The sequence below is a fragment of the Streptomyces griseus genome (assembly GCF_900460065.1).
GTDB lineage: Bacteria > Actinomycetota > Actinomycetes > Streptomycetales > Streptomycetaceae > Streptomyces > Streptomyces griseus.
This window is the reverse complement of the sequence record NZ_UAVD01000033.1, coordinates 265,294-291,015: the sequence shown is the minus strand read 5'-3', so window position 1 is coordinate 291,015 and position 25,722 is coordinate 265,294. Positions and strand designations below refer to the sequence as shown.

The 25,722-nt window shown below is 72.3% G+C and carries 19 protein-coding genes; 8 read left to right on the top strand and 11 right to left on the bottom strand.

Annotated elements, in window-relative coordinates; translation table 11 throughout:
* Position 1 precedes the first annotated feature (1 nt).
* The 4 genes from DTB53_RS25400 to DTB53_RS25385 all read right to left on the bottom strand — a co-directional run bounded on the left by DTB53_RS25400 (position 2) and on the right by DTB53_RS25385 (position 4,526).
* Complete coding sequence (locus DTB53_RS25400; RefSeq protein ID WP_012382243.1) at positions 2-412, bottom strand: STAS domain-containing protein; 411 nt, start codon at positions 410-412, stop codon at positions 2-4.
* Positions 409-1,503 carry a cobalamin B12-binding domain-containing protein gene (locus DTB53_RS25395; protein ID WP_012382242.1) on the bottom strand — a complete coding sequence of 365 codons (1,095 nt, stop codon included), beginning with the start codon at positions 1,501-1,503 and terminating at the stop codon, positions 409-411. Before DTB53_RS25395 ends, DTB53_RS25400 begins: the two co-directional genes overlap by 4 nt.
* Positions 1,500-3,056: a PP2C family protein-serine/threonine phosphatase gene (locus DTB53_RS25390; protein ID WP_012382241.1), complete on the bottom strand. Its 1,557-nt coding sequence runs from the start codon at positions 3,054-3,056 to the stop codon at positions 1,500-1,502. Before DTB53_RS25390 ends, DTB53_RS25395 begins: the two co-directional genes overlap by 4 nt.
* Before the next feature lie 264 nt (positions 3,057-3,320).
* Positions 3,321-4,526 (bottom strand): PP2C family protein-serine/threonine phosphatase, encoded by a 1,206-nt coding sequence (locus tag DTB53_RS25385; RefSeq protein ID WP_012382240.1) that lies wholly within the window; start codon positions 4,524-4,526, stop codon positions 3,321-3,323.
* Between the two features lie 308 nt (positions 4,527-4,834).
* On the opposite strand from DTB53_RS25385, the gene DTB53_RS25380 reads away from it, so the two are divergent.
* Positions 4,835-5,317 carry an ATP-binding protein gene (locus tag DTB53_RS25380; protein WP_003971139.1) on the top strand — a complete coding sequence of 161 codons (483 nt, stop codon included), beginning with the start codon at positions 4,835-4,837 and terminating at the stop codon, positions 5,315-5,317.
* A gap of 110 nt (positions 5,318-5,427) precedes the next feature.
* Here DTB53_RS25380 and DTB53_RS25375 read toward each other — a convergent pair whose 3' ends face one another.
* Complete coding sequence (locus DTB53_RS25375; RefSeq protein WP_042497822.1) at positions 5,428-6,423, bottom strand: AraC family transcriptional regulator; 996 nt, start codon at positions 6,421-6,423, stop codon at positions 5,428-5,430.
* A gap of 121 nt (positions 6,424-6,544) precedes the next feature.
* Positions 6,545-8,068, bottom strand: coding sequence for an alpha/beta fold hydrolase (locus DTB53_RS25370; RefSeq protein WP_042497819.1), 1,524 nt, complete (start codon positions 8,066-8,068; stop codon positions 6,545-6,547).
* 200 nt (positions 8,069-8,268) lie between these two features.
* Between DTB53_RS25370 and paaK the strand changes: the two genes are divergently transcribed.
* The 4 genes from paaK to DTB53_RS25350 all read left to right on the top strand — a co-directional run bounded on the left by paaK (position 8,269) and on the right by DTB53_RS25350 (position 12,195).
* Positions 8,269-9,570 (top strand): phenylacetate--CoA ligase PaaK, encoded by a 1,302-nt coding sequence (gene paaK / locus DTB53_RS25365; RefSeq protein ID WP_012382236.1) that lies wholly within the window; start codon positions 8,269-8,271, stop codon positions 9,568-9,570.
* A 110-nt stretch (positions 9,571-9,680) separates the two neighbouring features.
* On the top strand, positions 9,681-10,559 hold the full coding sequence (locus tag DTB53_RS25360; protein ID WP_012382235.1) for an ABC transporter substrate-binding protein: 879 nt from the start codon (positions 9,681-9,683) through the stop codon (positions 10,557-10,559).
* Positions 10,556-11,434: an amino acid ABC transporter permease gene (locus DTB53_RS25355; RefSeq protein ID WP_003971134.1), complete on the top strand. Its 879-nt coding sequence runs from the start codon at positions 10,556-10,558 to the stop codon at positions 11,432-11,434. The genes DTB53_RS25360 and DTB53_RS25355 overlap by 4 nt, the downstream gene beginning before the upstream one ends.
* Positions 11,431-12,195: an amino acid ABC transporter ATP-binding protein gene (locus DTB53_RS25350; protein ID WP_003971133.1), complete on the top strand. Its 765-nt coding sequence runs from the start codon at positions 11,431-11,433 to the stop codon at positions 12,193-12,195. Before DTB53_RS25355 ends, DTB53_RS25350 begins: the two co-directional genes overlap by 4 nt.
* A 6-nt stretch (positions 12,196-12,201) precedes the next feature.
* Here DTB53_RS25350 and DTB53_RS25345 read toward each other — a convergent pair whose 3' ends face one another.
* On the bottom strand, positions 12,202-13,701 hold the full coding sequence (locus DTB53_RS25345) for an acyl-CoA synthetase (RefSeq protein ID WP_012382234.1): 1,500 nt from the start codon (positions 13,699-13,701) through the stop codon (positions 12,202-12,204).
* A gap of 154 nt (positions 13,702-13,855) precedes the next feature.
* Here DTB53_RS25345 and DTB53_RS25340 point away from each other — a divergent pair, with 154 nt between their 5' ends.
* A complete protein-coding gene (locus tag DTB53_RS25340; protein ID WP_012382233.1) occupies positions 13,856-16,270 on the top strand; it encodes an acylase in 2,415 nt (804 codons plus the stop codon).
* Positions 16,271-16,399: 129 nt separating this feature from the next.
* Here the strand turns inward: DTB53_RS25340 and DTB53_RS25335 are convergent, their stop codons facing one another.
* Together DTB53_RS25335 and DTB53_RS25330 are read right to left on the bottom strand one after the other, a co-directional pair.
* The gene (locus DTB53_RS25335) at positions 16,400-18,232 is read right to left on the bottom strand and encodes an RICIN domain-containing protein (protein ID WP_012382232.1); all 1,833 of its coding nucleotides are present in this window, start codon (positions 18,230-18,232) and stop codon (positions 16,400-16,402) included.
* A 67-nt stretch (positions 18,233-18,299) separates the two neighbouring features.
* Positions 18,300-19,019 carry a hypothetical protein gene (locus DTB53_RS25330; RefSeq protein ID WP_012382231.1) on the bottom strand — a complete coding sequence of 240 codons (720 nt, stop codon included), beginning with the start codon at positions 19,017-19,019 and terminating at the stop codon, positions 18,300-18,302.
* 387 nt (positions 19,020-19,406) lie between these two features.
* Here DTB53_RS25330 and DTB53_RS25325 point away from each other — a divergent pair, with 387 nt between their 5' ends.
* Both DTB53_RS25325 and DTB53_RS25320 read left to right on the top strand, forming a co-directional pair.
* Entirely contained in the window at positions 19,407-20,501 is a 1,095-nt protein-coding gene (locus DTB53_RS25325) for a hypothetical protein (RefSeq protein WP_042497814.1), read from the top strand.
* A 41-nt stretch (positions 20,502-20,542) separates the two neighbouring features.
* On the top strand, positions 20,543-21,043 hold the full coding sequence (locus DTB53_RS25320; protein WP_003971127.1) for a hypothetical protein: 501 nt from the start codon (positions 20,543-20,545) through the stop codon (positions 21,041-21,043).
* Between the two features lie 53 nt (positions 21,044-21,096).
* Here DTB53_RS25320 and DTB53_RS25315 read toward each other — a convergent pair whose 3' ends face one another.
* Both DTB53_RS25315 and DTB53_RS25310 read right to left on the bottom strand, forming a co-directional pair.
* On the bottom strand, positions 21,097-22,623 hold the full coding sequence (locus tag DTB53_RS25315; protein ID WP_012382228.1) for an NHL domain-containing protein: 1,527 nt from the start codon (positions 22,621-22,623) through the stop codon (positions 21,097-21,099).
* Positions 22,624-22,770: 147 nt separating this feature from the next.
* Entirely contained in the window at positions 22,771-25,641 is a 2,871-nt protein-coding gene (locus DTB53_RS25310; RefSeq protein ID WP_012382227.1) for an AAA family ATPase, read from the bottom strand.
* Positions 25,642-25,722: the final 81 nt, after the last annotated feature.

Genomic DNA, 25,722 nt, shown 5'->3' with positions numbered 1-25,722 from the left:
CTCAGGTGGTGCCGTCCGGCCCGTTGGGACGCGTCGCCGCGACGCTCTCCTCCGTCGCCGGACTCCTCACCGCACCGCCCGGAACCAGGGCCGTGAAGTGGTCAAGCGTACCGGTGAGATGGAGGAGGCGGTCCAGCCTTTCGGGCCGGGCGTCCAGGTGCAGCCGGACCCCGGCGCCGGAGGTGCGGCGGCTGATCATCAGCAGGGCGGACAGGCCGGTGGAGTCGACGGTGTCCAGCTCCGCGCAGTGCAGGTGCAGATCCGTCAGGGCGGGCCGGGCCGCGAGGTGGGCGGTGACCTCGTTCAGCAGGTGGTCGGCACTGTCGTAGTCGAGGTCTCCCTGGAGGCCTATGCGGATGCTGCCCTCCGTATCGACCGTGGTCAGACGCAGGTGCTGGGGGTGTGTGGTCATGCGATGTTCCTGGCGGCGGTGAAAGGGGCGGTGGTGATGGAGCGCGTCCCGGCCCGGAGGATACGGACGGCCCGGGGGAAATCCTTGAGCTCGCGGGCCAGCAGGTCCAGGGTCGGGGGCAGACTGCGGTCGGGGACGCCGCGGGCCACCAGGATCTGCGCGGTCCAGGTGATGAACCCGGTGAAGAGTTCTTCGTCGTCGAGGTAGAGCGCGGTGGCGAGGAACTCCACGATGTGCGCGAGATCCTCCGCGGTGCGCTCGCGCTGGAGGTCGTCGTAGGAACGCATCCCGGGGAAGGCGTCCTCCAGCTCGGTGTAGACGCTCCGGACGAGCGAGTCGCTGTTGCGGTCGACCATGGTGTACTCCTGGTCGGCCAGGTGCGGCAGGTCGTCGAACTGCTGGTGGTCGGGCTCCGGCCGCGGCAGCCGCCCCCGGGCCAGGTGGTCGGCAGCGGTCCGGGCGTCGGGGGCCCAGGCGTCGGCGCCCAGCGTCTTCGCGTAGACGCCCTCGGGCCCGAAGGCGGCGCCTCCGACGAGGACGGGGACGCCGATGGCCTGGCAGGCGGTGATGGCCGCGTGCGCGGTGGGCAGCCTCGTGGCGATCGAGCTGGAGAGGGCGACCGCGTCGGCCCGGGTGCCGTGGAGGTGGGCGATGAGGTGCCGGGTGGGGACCTGGGCGCCGAGGTAGTCGACCTGCCAGCCCCGCAGTTTCAGGACTTCGGCCAGCAGACGGGCGGGCAGCCCGTGCCACTCGCCGTCCACACAGGCCACCGTGATCCGGCCCCGGGTGGCCGTGACGCGGGCGGCGGAGTGCACGCTGACGGCGGCGACGGCGCGGTCGTTGATGGCGGTCGCGGCGTGCTCCTGGGCGACCGTCATCCGTGCCGCCGCCCATTCCTCACCGACCCTGGCCTGCACCCGGGCGATCACGTCCAGCAGGACGCTCTCCGGATCGGTCCCTTCGTCGAGCAGACCCAGGACCAGTTCGGTCGCGGCGCCCTCGTCCGAGACCGAGACGGCCCCCCACAACAGATCCGCCGACCGTACGGCGTGTTCGGAGCGGGAAGGAGGCGGCTGCGTGCTGGTGTTCACGCGGTGAACCTGCCCCGGGTGCGCCCGTTCACCGCACTGAGATGGTGGGTGCGGGGCGCGGAGATCACGACGACGGCCATGTCGTCGTGGGAGCGGTTGCCGAGCCACTGGGCGGCCAGCATCTGCACATGCTCCGCGATCCCCTCGGCCGGCATGCCCGCGCACTCGGTGAGGGCGCGTTTGAGGCGGCCCTCGCCGAACAGGGCGTCGCCCATGGGCCCGCCCTTGGCCTCGGTGATGCCGTCGGTGTAGAGGACGCAGGACTCCCCGGGGGCGAGGGATGCCTCGGCAGTGGTGGCCGTGATGTCCGGGAGGGCCCCGATCAGGGTGCCGTTGGTGTCGGCCTCCTCGACGGTTCCGTCCGAGCGGATGATCAGCGGGCTGGGGTGGCCGCCGCTGGTCAGTTTGAGGTCCACCATGTTGCCGCGGCGTACCGCGGAGGCCAGGACCAGGGTCGCGAACCGGGTGTGGTGGGAGTTGAGCAGCGCGGTGTTCAGCAGGCTGAGCATCCGCCGGTGGTCGTCGGCCAGGGGCAGGAGGGCATGCAGCGTGTTGCGGATCTTGCCCGTCAGCACGGCGGCCTCCAGGCCTTTGCCGCACACGTCCCCGAGCGAGACGAGCGAGGCCTCGCCCTCGACCGCGGCGGGGTGGACGTCGTAGAAGTCCCCGCCGACCCGCTCGTGGTCCGCCGAGGGGCGGTACCGGCCGGCGAAGTCCACTCCGGAGATGTGGTGCAGGGTCGGCGGCAGGAGCTCCCGCATGAGCACGTCGGTGATCGCGGTCTGTTCCGCGTAGAGGCGTGCGGCCGACATCGCCGCCCCGGCGCGGGCGGCGAACAGCCGGGCGAAGACCTCCTCCTCGTCGGTGAAGGCGGCGTTCTCCGTCCTGCGCAGCAGGATCAGCGCCCCGGCCGCCACACCGTGCCCGGGCAGCGGTGTGATCACTATCGAGCCGACCGGCCCGAACCCCGGGGGCACCATCCACGCGGGCGCCGTGGCGGGGTCGATCCACCGCGAGGGCACCGGCGGGAATCCGCGCAGCGCCTCTCCCAGCCCCGGCACGTCGTCGGGGTCGACCCCCTCCTGGGTGGACAGGGCCGGGGAGCCGCCACGCAGGCAGGTCACCACCGGCAGCCGGTGCCCACGAGGCGGCGCGATCGCCAGCGCCGCGTCCGCGAGGCTCTCGGCGGCCAGCTGTGCGGTCACGTCCATGCAGCGCCCCAGATTGAGGGAGGAGAGCAGCACGTTGGACGCCTTGGCGAGGAAGGCGGTCCGCTCCCGCTCCACCCGCAGGGCTTCCCTCACGAGCTGGTGGTCGGTGTCGTCCACCAGCCACCACGCCACGGAGCCGTCCGTCCGCACGCTCGGGTACGCCGCGACGCGGCGGCCGCCGATCACGCCGTGCAGCGGACCCTCGGTGTCCGGGACGGCGTGCGGCCCGGGGCGGGTCAGGGCGGTGTGCGCGGCACAGAGCCAGTCCGGGGCCACGGCGACCAGGGGTGTCCCCGGGGCCGCGGCGGGCAGCAGAAGGCCCGTCGCTTCGTTGCACCGCACGACAGCGCCCTCGGCGTCGGCGATCAGGACGGGATTCGGGGTCCCATCCCAGGGGAGGTCAGGCCCCGTGTCTGCGACTGTCTGCGCTTCAGTGGGTACCAAATGTCGAGGACCCGCTGTACGGATCCCTCACCTCATCAACTAGACGATTGCCTGAAGGCAACAATCTCTCATGGCGCCACCGCCTGACAACCGGCCTCCCCTCCCCGAGCGGGCCTCTCGCGGAGAACGTCGCAGATTCTTCACGCGAGGACCACGCACCCGTCACGGGAGGCTCTGGCGGTCACGGCCCGTCCGGCCGTACCAGTCCAGGCACATCACCAGGGAGTCGTCCGCCGCCGGGCCGGACCCGCGGTGGCCCAGCAGTTCCTGCAACATCACTCTGGGCACCTGCGGGGCGGGCAGGAGTCGGGTGCTGTTGATCGACGCGGCCAGTGCGCGCAGGCTGTACTTCTCGCCCCCGGGAGACAGGGCGTCGTAGACGCCGTCGCTGATGAAGAGGAGCCGGTCCCCGGGTTCGACCCGGAAGTGCTGCGGGACGTAGGCGGTGTCCTCGAACATGCCCAGCGGCATCTGCGCCTCCAGCTCGATCGGCTCGACGACCCCCTGGCGCACCCGCCAGACCCGCGGGGATCCGGCGTCGATGATCTCCACGTTCCCGGTCGGGAGGTGGAAGCGGAAAAGCAGCGTCGACAGGTACTGGCTCCCCCTGTGCTGCCCGTACACCGCCTGGTCGGCCAGATACGCCTGGTCGCACAGGTCGAGACCGGCGCGGCGGGCGTTGCGCAGCGCGTTGACGGCGAGGTTCGTCAGCAGCGCGGCGTCGATCCCCTCCCCCATACCGTTACTGACGGTGACGTACAGGTCATCGGCCGAGGCCGACCAGTCGAAGCTGTCACCGAAGATGGCGTAGGCGGGCTCCAGCTGGGCCCCCAGGCTGTACTCCGGGCGGGCGCAGGAACGCCCGGGCAGCAGCTGCCACTGCATCTCGGCGGCCAGGGTCAGCCGCTCGGCCCGCCGCGCCTGAAGGAAGAGGTCGGTGTCCCGTTCCGCGACGACCACCTCGTGCGCCAGCGCGTCGGCGCACTCCCGCAGATCCTCCAGCACGTCCGCCGCCGGCTCGTCGCCCCCCTCCCCCGGCAACGTGACGCTCAGGACGCCCAGGCGGTCGCCCCGGACGCTGACCGGCAGGTGCACGGTCACCGTGGACGCCGAGCGGTCGTGCACGCAGTGCGGCTCCTGGGCGCCGAACGCGCGCCCGGGAGCGCTGTCGTGCACCGGGACCGGAGGCCGTGTGTGCGGCAGCACCCCGACGGGCTGCAGCCTCGTCATGGCGTAGTCGACCAGCAGGAGATCCACCTCCCGGGCGTGATGACGGTCCTCGATCAGGGACCGCAGCACGTCGAAGATCTCGTGGGGCGCGGCCGAGCGCAGCGAGCGCTCCACCGCGCTGGGTCTGGGTCTGTCCACCGGTACCGAACCTGCTTTCTCGCGTTTGGATCCATCGGAGCGACGGCCGCCGTCGACCGGCCGGGACGGGCGCGAAGCCCTCTCGGGAGTGTCACACGCGCCGGGGCTCGCCCCGCTCCCGCGGTGGACTTTCCACCCGCGTGCCTCCAGGTGCCCGAAAGGGGCCGGTTCCATCCGGTTCCGGGAGGCTTCCTCCATCGTTCTCCCCGGGTCCTGTCTGAAACGAGCGGCGGCGGGTATGCGGGAGGAGTCCCGCTCGCAACGATCGCGAGCGGATGTGGACGGGGGCCCGCTTCATGGAGCAGTCGATGACGTACGGCAGGACCGAGCAGGAGCGTCGCGAGGCGGCCGGCACGAGCACCATGCAGGACGGTGCCGCATACGAGATGACCTCGGGTGAGGTCGCGAACGCCCGCGAGTTCGTGCGGGACTTCCTCGCCCGGGCTCAGACCCTGTACGGGGAGTCCATGTCCCAGCGGGCGGTGGACGTGGCGCAGCTGGTGGTGAGCGAGCTCGCCACGAACGTGTGCAAGTACGCGCCGGGCCCGTGCCTGCTGGACCTCGAGACCGACGGCACTGCGCTGGGCATCACCATGTGGGACTCCGGCTCCGTCCTTCCCTCGGCCTCGCCCGCCGATCCGACCAGGGTGGGCCGGCACGGGCTGGAGCTGGTGCTGATGGTCTGCCAGAGCTTCGAGATCCGCCGGGAGCCCGTCGGCAAGCGCGTCCGCGTCCGGCTCTCCCTCCAGGACAGCCCCAGCGGGGACCCGGCCGGCCAGACCACCTGGTGACGCCCCCTCGGTGGTGACGCGTCCGCACCGCGGGACGAGGAGCGTCCGGTTCAGGACCGGAAACCGTCACCCCGCGGCACGGTCCCGCGCGTGCCCGTGCCCCCGGCCGCTCAGCGCGCCGGATCGGTTCGCTCGCGGAGCCTCGCCTCGCGGTAGTCGCGGGGGGACATGCCCTGGGCGGCTCTGAACACCCGGCTGAAGTGGGCGGGCGCACCGAAGCCGCAGCGCGCGGCGATCGTCTGCACCGGGGTGTCGACGAGGCGGGGGTCGGCGAGGTCCAGGCGGGCCCGTTCGAGGCGGCGGCTGCGGATGAGGGCGGCGACCGTGGTGCCCTCCCGGTGGAACAGCCGGTGCAGTTGCCGGGTGGAGATGTAGTGCGCGGCGGCGACGGTCCCCGGGGTGAGCCCGGGGTCGTGGAAGTTGCTGCCGATGAACGAGCGGATGGCCAGGACGAGGTTGCCGGTGCGCGCCTCCGGCGGCAGGGCGGTCTCCCGGTCGAGTTCACCGGCGAGCGCTCCGGCCGCCAGGTCGAGCAGGACCCGGTGCAGCCGGGCCACGTCGGCCGGACCGTACTCCTCCGCCCGGTCCACCAGGTGGGTGACGAACTGGGTGAGCAGCGCACCGAAGCCGTGGCGGCCGGACAGGCGCCGGCCCAGCACCTCGTCCAGGCAGGTGTCCATCGGCAGGGGCAGCAGGGACCGGGGTATGTCCACGCCCACGCCCACGATCGGCTGGCCGTCGGTCCAGACGCCGCTGGGTCTCGACGTGTCGAGGAAGTACAGGTCGTGCGCCTCGACGGCGCTGCGCACCCTGCCCTGTTCGACGTGCATGGCCCCGCTGCCGGGCAGCACCAGCGTCATGTGGAGCAGGCCGGGGTCGGACTGCCGGATCAGCCGGGGTGTCCGCCGGAAGCAGGACGCGTGCAGGCGGGCGGGCCACAGGAGGGTGTCCTCGATGCGCAGGAGCCGGTGGTCGGCCCAGAAGTCGTCGGCGTGGGAGCTGGTGATCTCCATGGGGGCGATCGTGTTGTTCATGTACTGCTGCCAGCCGGCGAACCGGTCGCCCGGCTGAAGGGCGTCGGTCCGGAACTCCGCTTCGGTCAGCACGCGCCGTCCCTTCTGTCGTTCCGCGCGGCCTCTTCCCGATACCGCCGCGCTTCTCAGAATCATTCATCAGGAGCCGCTCAACAACCTCCGTATCCGGCTGACTTGGCCGGGCAGGACCGGGTCAGGCGAGCCCGAACGACCGGATCGCCGCGAGGAACTCCTGCGGCCGGTCCGTGTGGATGAGGTGGCCGGCGTCGATGGTGACCAGTTCGGCGTCCGGTATCTCCCTGACGAGTTGGGCGAGGTGCCCCTGGTCGATATGGCTGGTGGGGCCGCCGCCGATGACGAGGGTGGGCGCGGTGATCTCCGGGAACCGGCCCCGGACGGTCGGGTCGGGGTCGTTCAGCTGGGCGTCGGTGTCGGGGACGACGGGCCAGTCGAAGTCGAGCGCGCCCTCCGGGCGGACGGAGGGCGCCCGGGGCGGGTCGAGGGGGTGGAGCGGCGGTGCGTCCTCGATGACCAGCCGTCCGATCAGGCCTGGTTCCCGCTGGGCCAGGAGGTAGGCGGCCACCCCGCCCATGGAGTGCCCGACGACGGTGGCGCCGGCCAGGTTGCGGGCCTCCAGGAAGGCGTGCAGGTCGTCGCGGAACATCTCGAAGGAGTAGCGACCGGGCCAGTCGCTGAGCCCGTGGCCCCGGAAGTCGGGGGCGTACACGCGGTGGTCGGCGGCCAGGTCCCGCGCGATACGGGTCCAGGTCTCGCTGGAGCCCGCCCGCCCGTGCAGGAGGACGACGGCCGGGGATGCCTCCTCGCCCCACACCCGGTACGCCAGCCGGACCCCGCCGGCCCGGACCGTACGGATGTCGGGGTCGAGGAAGGCCTCCACCGTACGGGCGAAGGCTCCCGGGTCGTCCAGCCACGGGAAGTGCCCGGCGCCCGACTGGACGGCGAACTCGGCGCCCGGCAGGATCGCGGCGAGCTCCGTGGCGCGGTCCGGGCTCGGGTGGCCGTCGTACTCCCCGGCGAGGACGAGGACCGGCACGGTCAGGGCGCGCAGGGCCTCGGCGGTGGCGACGGGGTCGAAGGCCCCTTCCGCGGCGTAGTGGCCGCGCGCGTGCGCGTTGGTCTGCCCGGCGGAGGCCTCGGCGTGGGCCCGGGCCGGCCCGTCCCAGCGGCCGTAGGTGAGGGGCCGGACGGCGGGCCACAGCTCGGCGAACGGTCCGCCGGCGAGCAGCGCCTCCTGGGCGGCCCTCGCCTCGGGGTACCAGGGCTCCTCGCGCCGCAGCTCGGCGGCCTCGCGCAGGTCCTGGTCGCTGATCTCGATGCCCACGGCCCGGGTGCTGGGCGTGACAAGGGTCAGGGTGCGCAGCCGGTCCGGGTGGCGGGCCGCGTACAGCAGGGCCAGGTCGGCCCCGGCGGAGTGCGCCAGTAGGTCGATCCGGTCGAGCCCCAGGTGTTCGCGCAGGGCCTCCACGTCGTCCACGAGGCGGTCGCAGCGGTACGTCGACGGGTCCTCGGGCACACCGGATGCGCCGGTGCCGCGGAGGTCCAGGAGAACGAGCCGCCGCCGGGCGGCGAGCCCTCCGAGGTCGCCGAGATACACGCTCGCCCGCATCGGCCCGCCCGGCAGGCAGATCAGCGGCTCCCCCTCCCCCACCAGGTGACAGGCGAGCGGGGTCGTGTCGTGCGCGGAGAAGATCGGCATGCTCCCCATCCAAACAGGAAGCCGCGAGCGGGCGCACCGGACTTCGCCGCGGGCTGATCCGCCGCGAACTCCGCGTACCTCTTGCCAGCACCCCCGGCCGGCTGAATTACTGCTCCCAGGAAGATCGACCGAATGATCGGTCGCCCCCTTGCGGCCTGTTCGTCACGTTCCGGCCGCCTGTTTCGGAGGGAAGGGCCCTGATGGCGGCCATGCTGGACGCGGCGGAACGGCTCGGCCGTGGGGAACTGGAGGCCCTGCAACGGGAGCGGCTCCGGTCCACGCTGCGCCACGCGTACGACAACGTCCCCTTCTACCGGAGCGCCTTCGACCGTGCGGGGCTGCGGCCCGAGGACTGCCTGTCGCTCGCCGATCTGGCCCGGTTCCCGTTCACCGTGAAGGCGGATCTGCGGGACAACTACCCGTTCGGGATGTTCGCCGTGCCGGAGCACGAGGTGCGCAGGATCCACGCCTCCAGCGGCACGACGGGGCGTCCGACGGTCGTCGGGTACACCGAACGGGACCTGGACGCCTGGGCGGACGTGGTGGCCCGGTCGATCCGGGCCGCGGGCGGACGGCCCGGCCACAAGGTTCATGTGGCGTACGGATACGGACTGTTCACGGGCGGGCTCGGCGCGCACTACGGGGCGGAGCGGCTCGGCTGCACGGTGATCCCGGCGTCCGGGGGCATGACCGCGCGCCAGGTCAGGCTGATCCAGGACTTCCGGCCCGAGATCATCATGATCACGCCGTCGTACATGCTGACGCTGCTGGACGAGTTCGAGCGGCAGGGCGTCGATCCGCGTTCGACGTCCCTGAAGGTCGGGATCTTCGGCGCGGAGCCGTGGACCGAGGCGATGCGACGGGAGATCGAGGACCGGTTCGCCATCGACGCGGTCGACATATACGGGCTCTCCGAGGTGATGGGCCCGGGGGTCGCGCAGGAGTGCGTGGAGACGAAGGACGGACTGCACATCTGGGAGGACCACTTCTATCCGGAGGTCGTGGACCCGTTCACCGGTGAGGTGCTGCCGGACGGCGAGGAGGGGGAGCTGGTCTTCACCTCGCTGACCAAGGAGGCGATGCCGGTGATCCGCTACCGGACCCGGGACCTGACGCGCCTGCTCCCGGGGACCGCGCGGACGTTCCGCCGGATGGAGAAGGTCACCGGGCGCAGCGACGACATGGTGATCCTGCGGGGGGTGAACCTCTTCCCCACCCAGATCGAGGAGATCGTGCTGCGCACCGAGGCCGTCGCCCCGCACTTCCAGCTGCGGCTGACCCGGCACGGGCGGCTGGACGCGCTGACGGTCTTCGCGGAGGCACGGCCGGACGCGACGAGCGACGAACGGGAGAAGGCGGCGCGGGCCATCGCCGCGGGGGTGAAGGACGGTGTCGGGGTGTCGGTGAGCGTCGAGATCGTGGATCCGGAGTCGCTGGAACGCTCGGTGGGCAAGATCCGGCGGATCGTCGACCTGCGGGAGAAGGAGTCCGGCACGGGGTGAACAGCGGTGCTGGACGGTGCTGTTCACACCACCGCAACACCCGTTCCCAGGATGCGGACAGCTGCCGAAACGTCTCGACACGAGGGGCCGCACCCTGCGAGTCTCCCGCTATGCATCTCGCCCACCGGCCCCTGGTCATCACCGCTCTGAGCTCCGCCGTCCTCTGCGCCGCCCTGGCAGGCTGTGCCCCGCGGCCGGCGGAGAAGGGGGCGTCGGACGCGCCCGGCGCGACGGCGTCCTGCGCCCCCGGCGAGCTCGCCACCCAGGTACCCGGAAAGCTCACCGTCGGCACCGACAAACCGGCGTACGCCCCCTGGTTCGCCGACGACGAGCCGTCCAACGGGAAGGGCTTCGAGTCGGCGGTGGCGTACGCCGTGGCGAAGGAGCTCGGTTACGACCGCGACGCGGTGGTGTGGCAGCACACCCCGTTCAACAGCGCGTTCGCGCCCGGCGCGAAGAAGTTCGACTTCGCCGTCAACCAGGTCTCCATCAGCGAGGAGCGGAAGAAGGCCGTCGCCTTCTCCTCCGGCTACTACGACGTGCGCCAGGCCGTCGTCGCGCTGAAGTCGTCGAAGGCCGCGAAGGCGAAAAGCGTCGCCGACCTCAAGGATGTGAAGCTCGGCGCGCAGGTGGGAACCACCAGCCTCGACTTCATCACGGACCTGGTGAAGCCAAAGGAGAAGCCCGCCGTCTACCAGCGCAACGACTTCGCCAAGTCGGCGCTGAAGACCGGTCAGGTGGACGCCATCGTGGTGGACCTGCCGACCGCCTTCTACATCACCGGGGCCGAGGTGCCGGAGGCGGAGGTGGTGGGGCAGTTCGCCGCATCCCCCGGCGAACCCGAGCAGTTCGGTCTGGTCCTGGACCGGGAGAGCGCGCTGACCCCCTGCGTGAGCGGGGCGGTGGACGCCCTGCGGAAGGACGGCACACTGGCCGGCCTGGAGAAGGAGTGGCTCTCCGACGCCGTCGACGCGCCGGTGCTCAAGTGACGCTGCACAAGGCCCCGGCCGCCGAGGACGCCTACGTCCCCTCCGAGCGCCGGATCGCCCGCGAGCGCTACCGGCGGGCCCGCACCCGGCGGGCCACCGCGATCGCGGCGACCAGCACGCTGGTGGTCGGGGCGGCGCTGTTCCTGCTGATCACGAACTCGCCGGGCTGGACCCGTACCCGGGAGACGTTCTTCAGCGCCCCTTACGCGCGCGTCGCCTTCCCGCAGGTCATGGAGGGGCTGTGGCTGAACCTGCGGCTGCTGGCCGTGTGCGGGGCGGCCGTGCTGGTGCTCGGTCTGCTGCTGGCGGTGGCACGGACCCTGCGCGGTCCGGTGTTCTTCCCGGTCCGCGCGCTGGCCACCGCGTACACGGACTTCTTCCGGGGGCTGCCGCTCATCATCTGCCTGCTGATCGTGGTGTTCGGGGTGCCCGCCCTGCGGCTGGAGGGGGTGACCACCGATCCGGTGCTGCTGGGCGGCGGCGCGCTGGTGCTGACGTACTCGGCGTACGTCGCGGAGGTCTTCCGGGCGGGCATCGAGTCCGTGCACCCCTCGCAGCGGGCGGCGGCGCGTTCGCTGGGGCTGAGCGGCGGGCAGGCGCTGCGCTTCGTGGTGCTGCCGCAGGCGGTGCGGCGGGTGGTGCCGCCACTGCTGAACGACCTGGTGTCGCTCCAGAAGGACACCGGGCTCGTCTCGATCGCCGGGGCGGTGGACGCCGTGTACGCGGCGCAGATCATCGCCAGCAAGGACTTCAACTACACGCCGTACGTGGTCGCGGGTCTGGTCTTCGTGGCGCTGACCATCCCGATGACCCGGCTCACCGACTGGGTGACGGCCCGGATGGACCGGCGGCGGGCGCAGGGAGGGCTGGTATGAGCGAGGCGGCGGGAACGGCTCCCGTACTGCGGATGGAGGCGGTCCGCAAGTCGTTCGGGGCGTCGACGGTGCTGCGGGACGTCGACCTGGAGGTCGCCCCGCACACGGTGACCGCCCTGATCGGCGCTTCCGGGTCGGGGAAGTCGACCCTGCTGCGCTGCGCCAACCTCCTGGAGGAGATCGACGACGGGGCGATCTGGCTGGAGGGCGAGGAGATCACCGACCCGCGGGCCGACGCGGACGCGGTGCGCCGCGGGATCGGCGTGGTGTTCCAGGCGTACAACCTCTTCCCGCATCTGACCGTCCTGCAGAACATCACCCTGGCCCCGCGCCGGGTCCACGGGCTGCCCCGGCCCCGCGCCGAGGCGGAGGCCCGGGAGCTGCTGGAGCGGCTGGGGCTCGGGGCGAAGGCCGACGAGTACCCGGACCGGCTCAGCGGCGGCCAGCAGCAGCGGGCGGCGATCGTGCGGGCGCTGGCCGTACGCCCCCGGCTGCTGCTCCTGGACGAGATCACTGCGGCGCTGGACCCGGAGCTGGTGGGCGAGGTGCTGGGTCTCGTACGGGAGGTGAAGCAGGACGGCATGACGATGGTCATCGCCACCCACGAGATGGCGTTCGCGCGCGAGGTCGCCGACCAGGTGTGCTTCCTGGACGCCGGGGTGGTGCTGGAACGCGGCACGCCCGAGGAGGTGTTCGGTACGCCCCGCGAGGAGCGCACCCAGCGGTTCCTGCGGCGGATCGTGGAGGCGGGACGCCTGTAGCGGGTTTCAGGACAATTCGTCCCGCAGTCGCCGCTTGAGGATCTTTCCACTGGCGTTGCGCGGGAGCGCCTCCACGAACACGACCCGCTTGGGCGCCTTGAAGGCGGGGAGCTTCTGGCGGGCGTGCGCGATGAGTTCGCCCTCGTCCGCCTCGCCGCGCAGGACGACGACGGCGGTGACGGCCTCGATCCAGCGGTCGTCCGGCAGGCCGACGACGGCGGTCTCGGCGACGGCGGGGTGGGTGTAGAGGGCGTCCTCGACCTGGCGGGAGGCGACCAGGACGCCGCCGGAGTTGATGACGTCCTTGACCCGGTCGACGACGGTGAGGAAGCCCTCGGCATCGCGGACCGCCAGGTCGCCGGAGTGGAACCAGCCGTCGCGGAAGGCCGCCGCCGTCTCCTCGGGCTTGTCCCAGTAGCCGGAGCACAGTTGGGGCGAGCGGTAGACGACCTCTCCGGCGGTGCCGTCGGGGACGTCCTCGCCCTTCTCGTCGACGACGCGGGCCTCCACGAAGAGGACCGGCCGGCCGCAGGAGTCCATCCGGCCCTCGTGTTCGTCCGGTCCCAGCACGGTGGCCAGCGGGCCGATCTCGCTCTGGCCGAAGCAGTTGAAGAAGGCCAGGCGCGGGAGGTGTTCGCGCAGCCGCTCCAGGACGGGCACGGGCATGATCGAGGCCCCGTAGAACGCCTTGCGCAGACCGGTGAGGTCACGGGCGGCGAACTCCGGGTGGTTGGCGAGGCCGATCCAGACCGTGGGCGGGGCGAACAGGCTGTCGGCGGCACCCGCTTCCACGAGGTCGAAGATCGTGGCGGCGTCCGGGGCGTCCAGGATGGTGTTCTCCGCGCCGACCGCCAGATACGGCAGCAGGAACACGTGCATCTGCGCCGAGTGGTAGAGCGGCAGGGAGTGCACGGGCCGATCGTTCGCGGAGAGGCCGAGCGCGGTGATCGCGCTGACGTACTCGTGGACCAGGGCCCCGTGCGTCATCATCGCGCCCTTGGGCAGCGCGGTGGTGCCGGAGGTGTACAGCAGTTGCACCAGGTCGTCGGAGGCCGGCGGGCGCCGCGGTGTGAAGACCCGGTCCGTCTCCAGGGCGTCGAGCAGCGAGCCGGGGGCGTCCCGCAGCTCGCGCACCGGGAGCCCTGCGGGGAGCCGCGCGGCGAGGTCAGGATCGGTCAGGACGAGGGAGGAGCCGGACTGGTCGAGGAGGTAGGACAGGTCGTCGCCGGTGAGGTTCTGGTTGACCGGTACGTGCACGAACCCGGCCCGCGCGCAGGCGAGGAAGCCGATCAGATAGGCGTCGGAGTTGTGCGCGTAGGCGGCCACCCGGTCGCCGGGGGCGAGCCCGTGCTCCTCGGCGAGGACGGCGGCGGCCGTGGAGACGGCGGCGTCCAGGGAGCGGTAGGTCCAGGCCCGGCCGGCGTACCGCACGGCGGTCCGGTCGGGGGTGCGCCGGGCGCTGCGGGTGAGGACACCGTCGACTGTGCTGCTGCGTACACCTGTCATGGCGTGATCCTGTGCGGCCCGGCCCCCGGGGGTCAAGAGGCTGGATACCGACCAGACGGTTGACAGCTCCCGCGGCTCCCTGGCTGAGTGTCGCGTGGCTGTCCGGAGGGTCCGGACCGTCCGCCGTGCCACCCGCACCGCTGGGAGGAACACCTTGTCGTTACGCAACCGTCTGAGACTTCTCGGGGTCGCCGGTCTCGCCCTGTTCACCGTATCGGCGTCGCTGCCGCCGGCCGCCGCGTCCGGGGCCCCGGAGACGCGGCACCCGTCCGGGGGCGGCCTCTCGGCCGTCATCCGGTACACGGAGTACGGCATTCCACACATCGTGGCGAAGGACTACGCGCGGCTGGGGTTCGGCACCGGCTGGGCGCAGGCGGCCGACCAGGTGTGCACACTGGCGGACGGCTTCCTCACCGTGCGCGGGGAGCGGTCGAGGTTCTTCGGCCCGGACGCCGCCACGGACCACTCCCTCTCCTCGGCAGCGACAAACCTCTCCAGCGACCTGTACTTCCGGGGCGTCCGGGACAGCGGCACGGTGGAGAAGCTCCTCAAGGAGCCCGCGCCGGCCGGTCCGAGCCGGGACGTCAAGGAGACGATGCGCGGGTTCGCCGCCGGGTACAACGCGTGGATCGCGCAGAACCGGATCACCGACCCGGCGTGCCGGGGCGCGTCCTGGGTGCGCCCGGTGACGGCGCTGGACGTGGCGGCACGCGGGTACGCGCTGGCGGTGCTCGGCGGGCAGGGGCGCGGGATCGACGGGATCACGGCCGCGCGTCCGCCGACCGCCGCTCCCCCGGCGGCCGGGGTCACCCCGCAGGAGGCGGCGATTGCCGCGGAGCGGCTGCTGTCGTCGCAGAACGCGGACATGGGTTCCAACGCGGTGGCGTTCGACGGATCCACCACGGTGAACGGGCGCGGGCTGCTGCTCGGCAACCCGCACTACCCGTGGCAGGGCGGACGCCGCTTCTGGCAGACACAGCAGACGATCCCCGGCGAGCTGAACGTGTCGGGCGCGTCGCTGCTCGGCGCGACGACGATCTCGATCGGGCACAACCCGGATGTGGCGTGGAGCCATACGGTCGCCACGGGCGTCACGCTGAATCTCCACCAGTTGTCGCTCGACCCGGCCGACCCGACCGTCTATCTGGTGGACGGGAAGCCGGAGCGGATGACGAAGCGGACGGTGACCGTCCCGGTGAAGGGCGCGGCCGATGTGACCCGCACCCAGTGGTGGACCCGCTACGGGCCGGTCGTCACGTCGATGGGTGCGGCGCTGCCGTTGCCGTGGACGGCGACGACGGCGTACGCGCTGAACGACCCGAACGCGACGAATCTCCGGATGGCGGACACGGGCCTCGGCTTCAGCAAGGCCCGGAGCACGACGGACATCGAACGGTCGCTGCACCGGAATCAGGGCATGCCGTGGGTGAACACGATCGCGGCGGACCGGGCGGGGCACTCGTTCTTCGCCCAGTCTCAGGTGCTGCCGAGGATCACGGACGAGTTGGCGGAGCGCTGCTCGACCCCGCTGGGCCGGGCCACCTACCCCGCTTCCGGCCTCGCGGTGCTGGACGGTTCGAGGACGGACTGCGCACTGGGCAGCGACCCGGACGCGGTCCGGCCCGGGATCTTCGGCCCGGACCGAATGCCGGTGCTGAAGAACCGGCCGTACGTGGAGAACTCCAACGACAGCGCGTGGCTGACCAACGCGGACCGGCCGCTCACCGGGTACGAGCGGGTCTTCGGCACGATCGCGACGCCGCGGTCGATGCGGACGCGCGGCGCGGTCGAGGACGTCGCGGCGATGGCGGAGCGGGGCCGCCTGGGCGTCAGGGACCTTCAGCGGCAGCAGTTCGCCAACCGTGCGCCCGCGGGGGATCTGGCCGCCTCCGAGACGGCGCAGTGGTGTGCGGCGCTGCCGGGTGGCACGGCCGTGGGCAGTGGCGGGACCCCGGTCGACGTGTCGGAGGCGTGCCGGGTGCTGCGGCGCTGGGACCGCACCGTGGACAGCGGCAGCCGGGGCGCTCTGCTTTTCGACCGGTTCTGGCGGAGGGCCTCGTCGGCGCCCGCCGCCGAGCTGTGGAGGACGCCGTTCGATCCGGCCGACCCGGTGCGCACCCCACGCGGCCTGAACACATCGGCGCCCGTCCTGGGCAGGGCGCTGGCGGACGCCGTGGCGGAACTGCGGGCGGCCGGGATCGCGCTGGACGCGCCGCTGGGCGAGCACCAGTTCGTCGTGCGGAACGGCAAGCGGTTCCCGATCGGCGGCGGCACGGAGTCGCTGGGCGTCTGGAACAAGACCGAGCCGGTGTGGAACGCGGCGGCGGGCGGCTACACGGAGGTGTCCTCGGGCTCCAGCTACATCCAGGCGGTCGGCTGGGACGACAGCCGCTGCCCGGTGGCCCGGACGCTGCTGACGTACTCCCAGTCGGAGAACCCGAAGTCACCGCACCACAGCGACCAGACCCGGCTGTACGCGGGTGAGCGCTGGGTGACGTCCCGGTTCTGCGAGAGGGACATCGCCCGCTCGCCGGCTCTGCGGGTGGTGCGGGTGCACGAGCGGCGTTGACGCGTGCTCGCGGTCGGGGACCGGCGGGCGGCTTTCGCAGCTGCCCCGCCGGCCCCGGTCGTGGGCCCGGCCGCCCCCGTGCGTCGAGGCGGTGATGAGGTGGTGGTCGCTGCCCGGGGGCCGGTGGGCTCAGCGGGTGGTGAAGCGGCGGAAGAGGTTACGGGCCACGTGCACGCCCGGGCCTCCGAAGCCGACGATGTCGACGCGTCCGTCGCCGGTGACGTCGGCGAGGAAACGGGGGTGGCGGTCGACGCGCCAGCCGCCCGCGCCCTCGTGGTGTCCGAAGCCGCGGCAGACCAGTCGGGCCCGGCCGAACCCGCCGTCGCTGTTGTGCGAGACCCAGACGCCCTCGTCGCCGAAGCCGACGATGTCCACAGTGCCGTCGCCGGTGACGTCGGCCAGGAGCCGGTGGTGCCGGGTGCTCGTCCACCCCTGGGCCTGTCCGTAGTCGTTCAGGACGAGCCGGGAGGGCTCGAAGGTGCCGTCACCGCGACCGCGGGCGACGACGACGCCCTGCGGGCCGAAGCCGACGAGGTCGGGCACCCCGCCGCCGGTGGTACTGAGCACGAACCGGGGGTGTTCCGCGGCCGAGCTCCACCCCTGGTCGACCCCGAAGTCGTCGAGGACGTAGAGGGGCTCGGCGAAGGCGCCTTCCTCGTCCTGGAGGGACACCCAGAGGCCGTCGTCGTGACAGCCGATGACGTCGAGCCTGCCGTCGCCGGTGGTGTCGGCGAGAAAGCGGGGATGCCGGTCCGCGACCCACCCGCCGGCTTCCTCGCTGTGGCCGAACGCCCGGAGGGCGGGTTCGTCGGCGAGCGGCGCGAAGACTCCTTCCTCGTCCTGGACGGATACCCAGAGGCCGTCGTCGTGACAGCCGATGACGTCGAGCCTGCCGTCGCCGGTGGTGTCGGCGAGAAAGCGGGGATGCCGGTCCGCGACCCACCCGCCGGCCTGGGGACCGTGCCCGAAGGCCTTGACGACCAGCTCGCCGCCGGTGGGCGGAAACGTGCCCGCCGCGTCCGGGGCGGTTACCCGGACACCCTCGGCGCAGAGCACGACCGCGCTGGGACGGTTCTCCCCCGTGACGTCGGCGAGGGTCCACAGATCCTTGGCGTTCGCCGAGGGAGCGGGTGGGTGCAGGGCCCGCTCGTCGTCGTCGAACGTCCCGTCCCCCCTGCCGGCCGATGCCACGGCCCCCTTACCGGGTTTGAGCCCGACGATGTCGACGCGCCCCGTTCCCGTGGTGTCGGCGAGGAGCCGGTCGCCGAGCCCCGCCCACCGGCCCGACGGCGCATCGGGACGGTGGCCGGGCCCTGCGGCCGCCCATCGGCCGGCGTCCTGGTCGCTTCCGTACCGGTGCAGGACCAGCAGTGGATTGCTGAAGGAGGGCGTCGCGTCGGGCGCTGGTCGCAGCGCCGTCCCGTCGTGGGTCAGCCGCCAGGACCGACGGCTGTTCCAGTGACTCAGCGACTCCCAGTTCAGGACGGGGTCACCGGTGCGTTCCGGTTCGGCGGGGACGAGACGCCACCGCTGGCTCTCCGCGTTGTCGTCGTACTCGGCGAGGACGACGCGGGTCTCGTCCTTCCCGGGATCGCCGAGGTCCAGGACCGTGCCGTCGGTGGCGCCCTCGACGCAGTAGAGGCCCGCTTCGCCCTCGACGGGGACCAGCCGCCACTGCTGGCCCTTCTTGCCGGCGGCGGCGTCCACCTGCCGGACACCGCGGTCCGCGGCCGCGGGATCGTCCAGCACTTTTCCGGTGGCGGCGTTGCGGATCACGTACGCCGGATCGTCCGGTGCGCCCGGCGCGGGGGTGAAGGACCACTGCTCGGGGCGCGGACCTCCCTCGGGGAAGTCGCGGACGACGAGGGCTCCGTCCGGGCCCGGCGCGGCCCTCGCGCCGAGGGTCCGCCCCGTGGCGGCGTTGACGATCTCCAGCTTCAGTTCGTGCGCGGGCACGGGCATGGTGGTGCCTCTTCCAGGCGGTGGGGGCGTCGGTTCGGGACGGGGGTGGCGCGACGGCGCCCGCGGATCACGTGAAGACGTGGTGGTAGGGGACGTCCCACTCATGGGGCAGACGCGGGTAGAACGTGTTGATGACGGTCCCGGTGAAGTCCCCGCCCCAGTTGTAGGTGAGCCGCGCCTCACTGTCCTTGGCCACCGTGTGGTCCTTGAACCCGAGGATGGCGTCGGGGTGGGTGATCGGCACGAAGGTGATCCCGCCCCAGGGCGTCACGGTGACGACCCACAGCTGGGTGTCCTCGACCGCGCCGTTCTTCCCGCGCCACTTGTCGCCCACTTTGGAGGGCAGGCCGACCTGCACCGTGTCGGCCGTGCTCTGGGGGGCGTCCTGGTGGACGGTGACGCGGCGGCGCTGCGGCTTCGGCGCCCCGTCGTCGCCGCGACCGCCGTCGGCCTCGGCCGAGCCGGGGGCCGGGGGCGCGACCTGGCCGGCGGCGCTCTCGATGTAGTACAGCGGGCGCTGCCCGAAGAAGCCGCCGGGGGTGATGTGCCAGAGGTGGCCCTGCGCGTCCTTGGTGGCGGGGTCGAGCGCGGTGGCGAGTTTGAGGCCCTTGTCGTGGCTCTCCGCCTTCAGTTCGGCGGGACGCAGATAACCGCCGTTGAAGGCGTGGACGAGCATGACCGGCCGGTTCTCGACGAGTGCGGCCACGATCGCGTTGTCGTAGCTGTTCACAGCCACCGGGCCGCCGACCACCAAATTCGCCATTGCCGTGCGTTCTTGGGTGTACATCGCGGAAACCTCACCTGTTCTTGATGTGGAGAACGTGGAGAACATGGAGAACAACGCCTCTGGCGCTCAGTGAAGTGGTTTATCACGCGGCCTTTCCGGACGTTCCACGAATCCCGATCAGACTGACTTCACAAACGAAAGTGTGATCGAAGTAAATGCACCCAAAGCATCAACTTTCGAGGTCAGAAGTCCGGAGCGGGCCGCAGGGGGATCATCGATCGAGTGATCAGAGCCGCCTTAATTTTGGATCACCCGTTTGAGTGCGATACCCATGGGCGTCTTCTCGGCTACCGGAGCTCCTGCTAGCTTCACTTTCCGGAACGTGTGCGGATTCTTTTTTGCCATTTCATCGAGTGCGGTTTCGGCCAGATCAGTCGAGGACAGAAATTGCCTTCCAACGCGTACAACCTGGAACGGGCCAAGCGTCGGCCGCTGACGAAGAGGAACCTTCGGGAACTCCATATCGAGCAGACCTGGCAGACCGTCCTGGACCACCCCAACCTGGTCTACGTCGACGACTACGGGGTGAGCCACAAGCCCGTCGGTTTCTCCGTCAACAAGTCGAGCTTCGGCTCGTTCCCCGGCACCGCGTACGGGCTGGGCTGGCTCGCCTACATGAACCTCGGGGAGCCGCTGATCGAGGAGCGGCGCAACATCGCCCAGCCGCCGCCCGACTCGTTCTCCTCGCGCACCTACGTCAACCGCAGCGGGTCCGAGATGACCTTCACGGACTCGGTCGACTTCACGGTGTCGAACGGGGCCACCTGGTCGCTCTCGGGAGACTCCAAGCTCACCTTCGGCGGCAGCGTCAGCGCCCAACTGCAGTTGCAGCTCCAGAACAAACTGGGTCTGAACCTGCAGACGCAACTGGGGACGCAGCTCAAGAACGAGATGTCGAACAAGAACGCGAACACGGTGACCAACAAGAACAGCAAGGACAGCGTGGGGGTGGACAACGCCAACACCGTCGACACCGCCGTGACCAACGGGGCGACCAACTCGGCGTCCACCTCGCTGGCCGGCTCGGTGGACTTCACCACCACCGGCAGCGCGTCCGGCACCGCCGCCCTCAACGCCGCGCTCGCCCTGGGCATCACGGCTTCCGTGGGCGGTTCCCTGACGACCAGCTGGGCCTCGAAGTCCCAGATCTCCGGCAAGGTCCCGGCCGGCTCACGCGTGGAGACCATCGTCACGCAGCGGCGCGCCCTCAAGCAGTACACCTACGAGATCCCGGTGACCTTCTCCGGGCTGCTCGCGGTGCGGTACGACGTGCCGGTGACCGTCCTCTCTCCCCCGCAGCCGAGGGACTACCCCCGGCTCGCCCCGGTGGTCGCCCGGGACATCGCCGATCTCGACCTGGCCGGCGGCGGCTTCCGGATGAAGGGGCTGGCCGAGGTCGTCTCGGCACTGGAGGTCCACCACACGATGTTCGACGGCGAGGGCCTCACCGACAGCGAACGAGACCTGTACAAGACTCCGTGACCCGGCGGACGGCCCCGCCACAACGACCAGAGGTGACGACCATGGTGTTCAGCAACATCTTCGGCTCCGCCGGCAAGGGCGCCGGACTCTTCTCGGTGACCACCGACCGGGACAAGCCGCCGCCGGGCGCGGACGTCGACTTCGAGGACGCCGACGAGCACACGTACGACGACACGACCACGAGCCTGTTCACCAGTGGGATCCACGGCGCCTCCCACCGGGCGAAGACCGTGCAGGAACAAGCGCCGGAGGCACGGGCGATCCTGGGCTTCCTCGGCTCCTTCATCCGGACCACCCAGGACTCCGCCAACGCCCAGAGCCAGTACGCGCAGGATCCCGGCTCGGTCTCCACGGCGGCGGCCGCCGGGATGCAGACGTCGAGCGAGACGGTGAAGCAGAACGGCGACCTCCGGAAGGACGAGGACCTGCGGGCGCCGAAGAAGAGCGACTTCAAGACCCCCGACGCCCCGGCCGCTCCCCAGGCCGAGCAGCCCCCCAAGGCGCCCAAGGCGACCGCCGAGAAGCCGTCCGGCTCCCAGTAGGCACCAGAAGGACGCGTGGTCAGGGGCGAGAACGCCCCTGACCACGCGTGTGTTCACACCGGGAGCAACTGCCACTGCCGGTCGCGGTGGTCGCCCTGGGCCCCGAACTGCCTGAGCACCGACGGAGCGTTCGTGGCGACGCTCAGCAGCAGGCCGCTGTTCCGGTTCGCGATCTCGTACACCCGCGGGGCGTCCCCGGCCGGGCCGGTGGGGATGAGACGCCAGTGCTGATGGCCGGCCCCGGTCCCTTCGTAGGTGCGCTGAGCGACCACCGCGCCCTCCGCCGTCCCGCCCCCGACGACCTCCAGGACCTTGCCGCTGCGGAGGTTCTCGATCCGGTACAGGACCTCGCCGTCGTCCTGGCCCGCGACGACCAGACGCCACCGCTGGTGGGCCCTCGGAGAGGGAAGCGCCTGATGGATCTCGCTCCCGTCCCTCGTGGACTCGCGCAGCACACCGGCCCGGAGCCTGCTGCGGACGTTGGCCAGGGCCACCACCGACCCCGAGTCCGGCAGCCCGGCCGTCAACGCCGATGTCACCTTGCGGACGCGGTGGTTGAGGTGATCGGCGATGTAGAGGGCGTCGACGCTGTCCACGGTGAGGCCGAAGGGGCAGTTCAGCTGGGCCTCGGCGGCCGGGCCGCCGTCGCCCGCGGAGCCGGCGGCCCCGGTCCCGGCGACCGTGCTGATGACCCCGTCGGCCCCGACCCTCCGCACCCGGTGACCGCCGTACTCGGCGACGTACAGCGTTCCGGTGCTGTCCACGGCGATGCCGTACGGCTTGTTGAGCTGGGCCTTGTCGGCCGGGCCGCCGTCCCCGGCGGAGCCGGCGGCCCCGGTCCCGACGACCGTGGTGATGACCCCGTCGGCCCCGACCCTGCGCACCCGGTTCCGACCCGAGTCGGCGACGTGGATGACGCCGGCGCTGTCCACCGTGATGCCGTAAGGGCTGTTCAGCTGCGCCTGGGTGGCCGGGCCGCCGTCCCCGGCGGCCCCCGCGACCCCGGTCCCGACGACCGTGCTGATGACCCCGTCGGCCCCGACCCTCCGCACCCGGTGACCGCCGAACTCGGCGACGTACAGGACGCCTTCGCCGTCCACCGCGACGCCGAACGGCTTGTTCAACTGGGCCTTGGCCGCGGGGCCGCCGTCACCGGCGGAGCCCGCGACACCGGTCCCGGCCACCGTCACCATGACCCCGTCGGCCCCGACCCTGCGCACCCGGTTCCCGCCGGCATCGGCGATGTAGAGCGCTCCGTCGCCGTCCACCGCGATCTGGCGGGGGCAGTTCAACTGGGCCCTGGTGGCGGGGCCGCCGTCTCCGGCCGAGCCCGCGGCACCGGTCCCGGCCACCGTGCCGATCTTCCCGTCCGTGGTGATCCTCCGGACGCGGTGGTTGCTGTAGTCGGAGACGTAGAGGATGCCGGTCCCGCTCACCGCCATCTCGTAGGGGTGCTTCAACTGGGCGGAGACCGCGGCCCCGTCGTCCCCGCCGAAACCCGCGGTGCCGGACCCGGCGATCGCGCTGATCCGAGGGACGAATCCCTCGTCGTCGGCAGTTCCTGCCTGGTCAGTGCTCATGGTTGTCCCTTCGCCGGAGCAACCGGCCGCCCACTACGGTCGGTTGCTCCTTCGATTGCAGCAGCCGCGGCAGACGCCCGGGTGGGCAAGTCACGTACGGGTCTGCTTCGCCGTCACGTTGACGATGCGGCGCGTTCGCCCCTGCGTTCAGGGGGAGTTCGTGGGTGCGGGCGGTGTGTCGGCGGCGAGCAGCGGACCGATCTCGGTGCGGGACGAGGCGCCCAGCTTCCGCAGGGCACGTGCGACATGGTGCTCGACCGTCCGGTGCGAGAGGACCAGCTCACGCGCGATCTCACGGTTCGACAGGCCCACCGACGCCAGACGGGCCACGGCCCTCTCCCGGGGCGACAGGTGGTCTCCGTAGCCCAGTGCGCCCGGTCTGCGGACGGTGACGTGTCCGTGCTCCCGCAGCCCGCGCTGGCATCGCAGCACATCCCATACGGCTCCGAGGTCCTGGTAGGCCCCGATCGCGTCGTCCACCACGGCGCGCCCGTCCACCGCCCCGGCGGCCAGCAGCCGGAATCCCCGGGCCTCCCGCGCGTAAGCGGCTTCCAAGGGCCGCTCCAACCGCGTCCAGGCGTCTTCGGCGGCCTCGTACGGCGCGTCGGCCCCGGCCCCGAGCAGGGCCCGGCAGGTGAGCAGGGCGGCCTCGCCGGCCGGGGCGTCCCGGCCGGCGAGGCCGTCGGCCAGCTCCGCGACCAAGCGGTGCGCCCGGTCGGTGCGGTCGTCCCGGGTCAGCGCGTCGACGGCCGGCGGCACGAGGGCCGTCGCCCATACCCACGCGCCCGTACGGCGTACCTGGTGCAGCGCCCCCTCCACCGACTGAACGGCCCGCGCGGGGCGGCCGGCCGCCAGATGGACGCGGGCCACGGCCGCCGCGGCGGAGGCCAGCACGACGCCGGTGTCCAGCGCGGTGGTGCGCACGGCCTGCTCCAGGAGGCGGCGCGCCACGTCCGTCTGCCCCTTGGTGTGCAGGCGCAGCAGTCCGCAGACCAGCAGGGCCTCCGCGTGGAAGTCGGGCACGTTGCGGTACTGCTCCTCCGCCCGCTCCGCCCGCTCCAGAAGCCCCCTCCACCTGCCGCCGGTGAAGGCGGCGACCACCTCCGTGGTCTCGACGAAGGCTTCGAGGTAGGGCGCCCGGTGCCTCCGCACCGCCTGCTGTGCGCGGGTCAGGAAGCCACGGGCCCGCACCGGGTGCCCCAGGGCGGCGGCGGCGCCGGCGAGGTTGGCGTGCACCCTCGCCGTCGCCTCGGCGGTCAGGGTCTCCGGCAGATCGGCCACCGCCTCCCACGCCGACGGATCTCCCATCAGGGCCAGGGCGGTGGCGCGGTTGGCCAGCACCGCCGAGCGCAGGTCCTCCTCCTCGACCCTCGGAAGCAGCCGCTCCGCTTCGGCCAGCAGCCGCCGGTGCTCGCCGACCGGCCAGCCCTTGAGCGAGGGGATGGCGGTGATGGCCAGGGCGCGTGCGGCCTGCCCGGTGGAGACGCCGAGAAGGTCGGGGACCGCGCGCGCTATCTCCTCCAGCGCCTCCAGCCCGGAGCCCGACTGGTTGCGCAGCAGCAGGCCCAGCAGGAGTCGGATCTCGCCGCTCCGGCCCGGGTCCAGGGAGCGGTGGTCGAGCACCTGCCTCAGGGCGGCGGGCACCTCCGGGCCGGGTCGTGCGTTCAGTGCGACGCGGGCCAGTTTCAGCGCGACCCGGTCGCGGGCGACGGGCGAGGGGCCGCAGCGCAGCGCTTCGAGGTAGTGGGCGGCACCCGTGCCCGCGTCGCCGCCGTCGGCCGCCCGGTCGCCCGCGACCTCCAGGTACCGCGCCGCCTGCTCGCCCCGGCCGGCCCGGCGGTAGTGCTCGGCCATCCGCGCCAGCGGGAGGGGGCGGGCGGCGTGCCGGGCCAGTGCGCGCGCCGCGCGCAGATGCAGTACGGGCCGCTCCGGTTCGGCGACCGCCTCGTAGGCGGCCCGGTGGGCGAGGTCGTAGGGGAAGGCGTAGGAGCCGCCCTCCGCCGCCCGGACGACGCCGTGCCGCAGTGCCGCGGCGAGCGCCCGGCGGGTCTCGTGCTCGTCCAGTTCCGCGACGGCGCCCAGCAGTTCCACGTTCGCGGGGGTGCGGAGAACCGCCGCCGCGGCGACCACCCGGCGGGCCGTCGGAGGAAGTGCGCGCAGCCGCTCCACCACCGCACGGCGCACGGAGGCGGGCAGAGGTGGCCGCGCGTCCGTCCGCTCGGCGCCCGGCTCCGTGGGGACGCCTCGGACCAGCACTTCCCCGACCACCTGGGGCAGGCCGCCCGTCCAGCGGTGCAGGCGGTCGGCGAACTCCTCCGGAACGGTCTGTGTGCCGAGCAGTTCGGCGGCCAGCGCCCCGGTCTCCGGCGCCGACAGCGGGAGGAGGTGCCGCTCGACCAGCGTGACGTGGGAGGGCGTCCGCAACGGGAACGGCAGCCCGTCGGCGCTCTCCGTATCGGTGTGGGGCACGGTGTGGCCCAGGGCGGTGAGGACCAGCCCCAGGCGCGGCGGCGGGTCGGCGAGGAGCGTGCGGAGGAAGTCGCGGGTGCCGGGGTCGGCCCGGTGGAGGTCTTCCACGACCAGTACGGCGTCCCCGAGGGAGGCCGTCAGGGTGTGCAGGGCGCGCAGGACCCGGTGGTGTTCGGCACGGGGTTCGCACAGGCGGGGCGGCGCGGGCGGGAGGTGGGCCGCGAGGTCGGGCAGCAGCCCGCGCAGCGCCCCGGTCACCGGCGGGAGATTCGCCGGAGGGAATCCCTCCAGGGCGCCCGGGCGGCTGAGGGCGTCGGCGATCGGTGCGAACGGAGCGGCCGGTGTCCGGCAGCGGGCCAGCAGGGTCGGGGCCCCCGGTGTCGTGGTCCGTCGGAGGAGTTCCCGTACGAACCTGGTCTTCCCCACCCCCTGCTCGCCGGTGATCACCGCGACGGCGGGCCGGTGGTGGAACGTCGAGCGGACGTCGTCCAGAAGCACGGAGCGCCCGATGAGCGGATCGGGGGTGGAGGGCGTCGGCTCGGCGTTCATGGCTTTCCTCCGCGCCCTCGGCGCCCTCGGCGGCTTCGGCGGCTTCGGCGGCTTCGGCGGCTTCGGCGGTTGACGGGCTCG

What these genes read in the sequence shown, in the direction of transcription:
- DTB53_RS25345 (WP_012382234.1), bottom strand. Translation starts at nt 13,701, where the DNA reads ATGACAGGTGTACGCAGCAGCACAGTCGACGGTGTCCTCACCCGCAGC.
- DTB53_RS25370 (WP_042497819.1), bottom strand. Translation starts at nt 8,068, where the DNA reads ATGCCGATCTTCTCCGCGCACGACACGACCCCGCTCGCCTGTCACCTG.
- DTB53_RS25360 (WP_012382235.1), top strand. Translation starts at nt 9,681, where the DNA reads ATGCATCTCGCCCACCGGCCCCTGGTCATCACCGCTCTGAGCTCCGCC.
- DTB53_RS25315 (WP_012382228.1), bottom strand. Translation starts at nt 22,623, where the DNA reads ATGAGCACTGACCAGGCAGGAACTGCCGACGACGAGGGATTCGTCCCT.
- DTB53_RS25400 (WP_012382243.1), bottom strand. Translation starts at nt 412, where the DNA reads ATGACCACACACCCCCAGCACCTGCGTCTGACCACGGTCGATACGGAG.
- DTB53_RS25335 (WP_012382232.1), bottom strand. Translation starts at nt 18,232, where the DNA reads ATGCCCGTGCCCGCGCACGAACTGAAGCTGGAGATCGTCAACGCCGCC.
- DTB53_RS25310 (WP_012382227.1), bottom strand. Translation starts at nt 25,641, where the DNA reads ATGAACGCCGAGCCGACGCCCTCCACCCCCGATCCGCTCATCGGGCGC.
- DTB53_RS25330 (WP_012382231.1), bottom strand. Translation starts at nt 19,019, where the DNA reads ATGTACACCCAAGAACGCACGGCAATGGCGAATTTGGTGGTCGGCGGC.
- DTB53_RS25380 (WP_003971139.1), top strand. Translation starts at nt 4,835, where the DNA reads ATGACGTACGGCAGGACCGAGCAGGAGCGTCGCGAGGCGGCCGGCACG.
- DTB53_RS25350 (WP_003971133.1), top strand. Translation starts at nt 11,431, where the DNA reads ATGAGCGAGGCGGCGGGAACGGCTCCCGTACTGCGGATGGAGGCGGTC.
- DTB53_RS25320 (WP_003971127.1), top strand. Translation starts at nt 20,543, where the DNA reads ATGGTGTTCAGCAACATCTTCGGCTCCGCCGGCAAGGGCGCCGGACTC.
- paaK (WP_012382236.1), top strand. Translation starts at nt 8,269, where the DNA reads ATGGCGGCCATGCTGGACGCGGCGGAACGGCTCGGCCGTGGGGAACTG.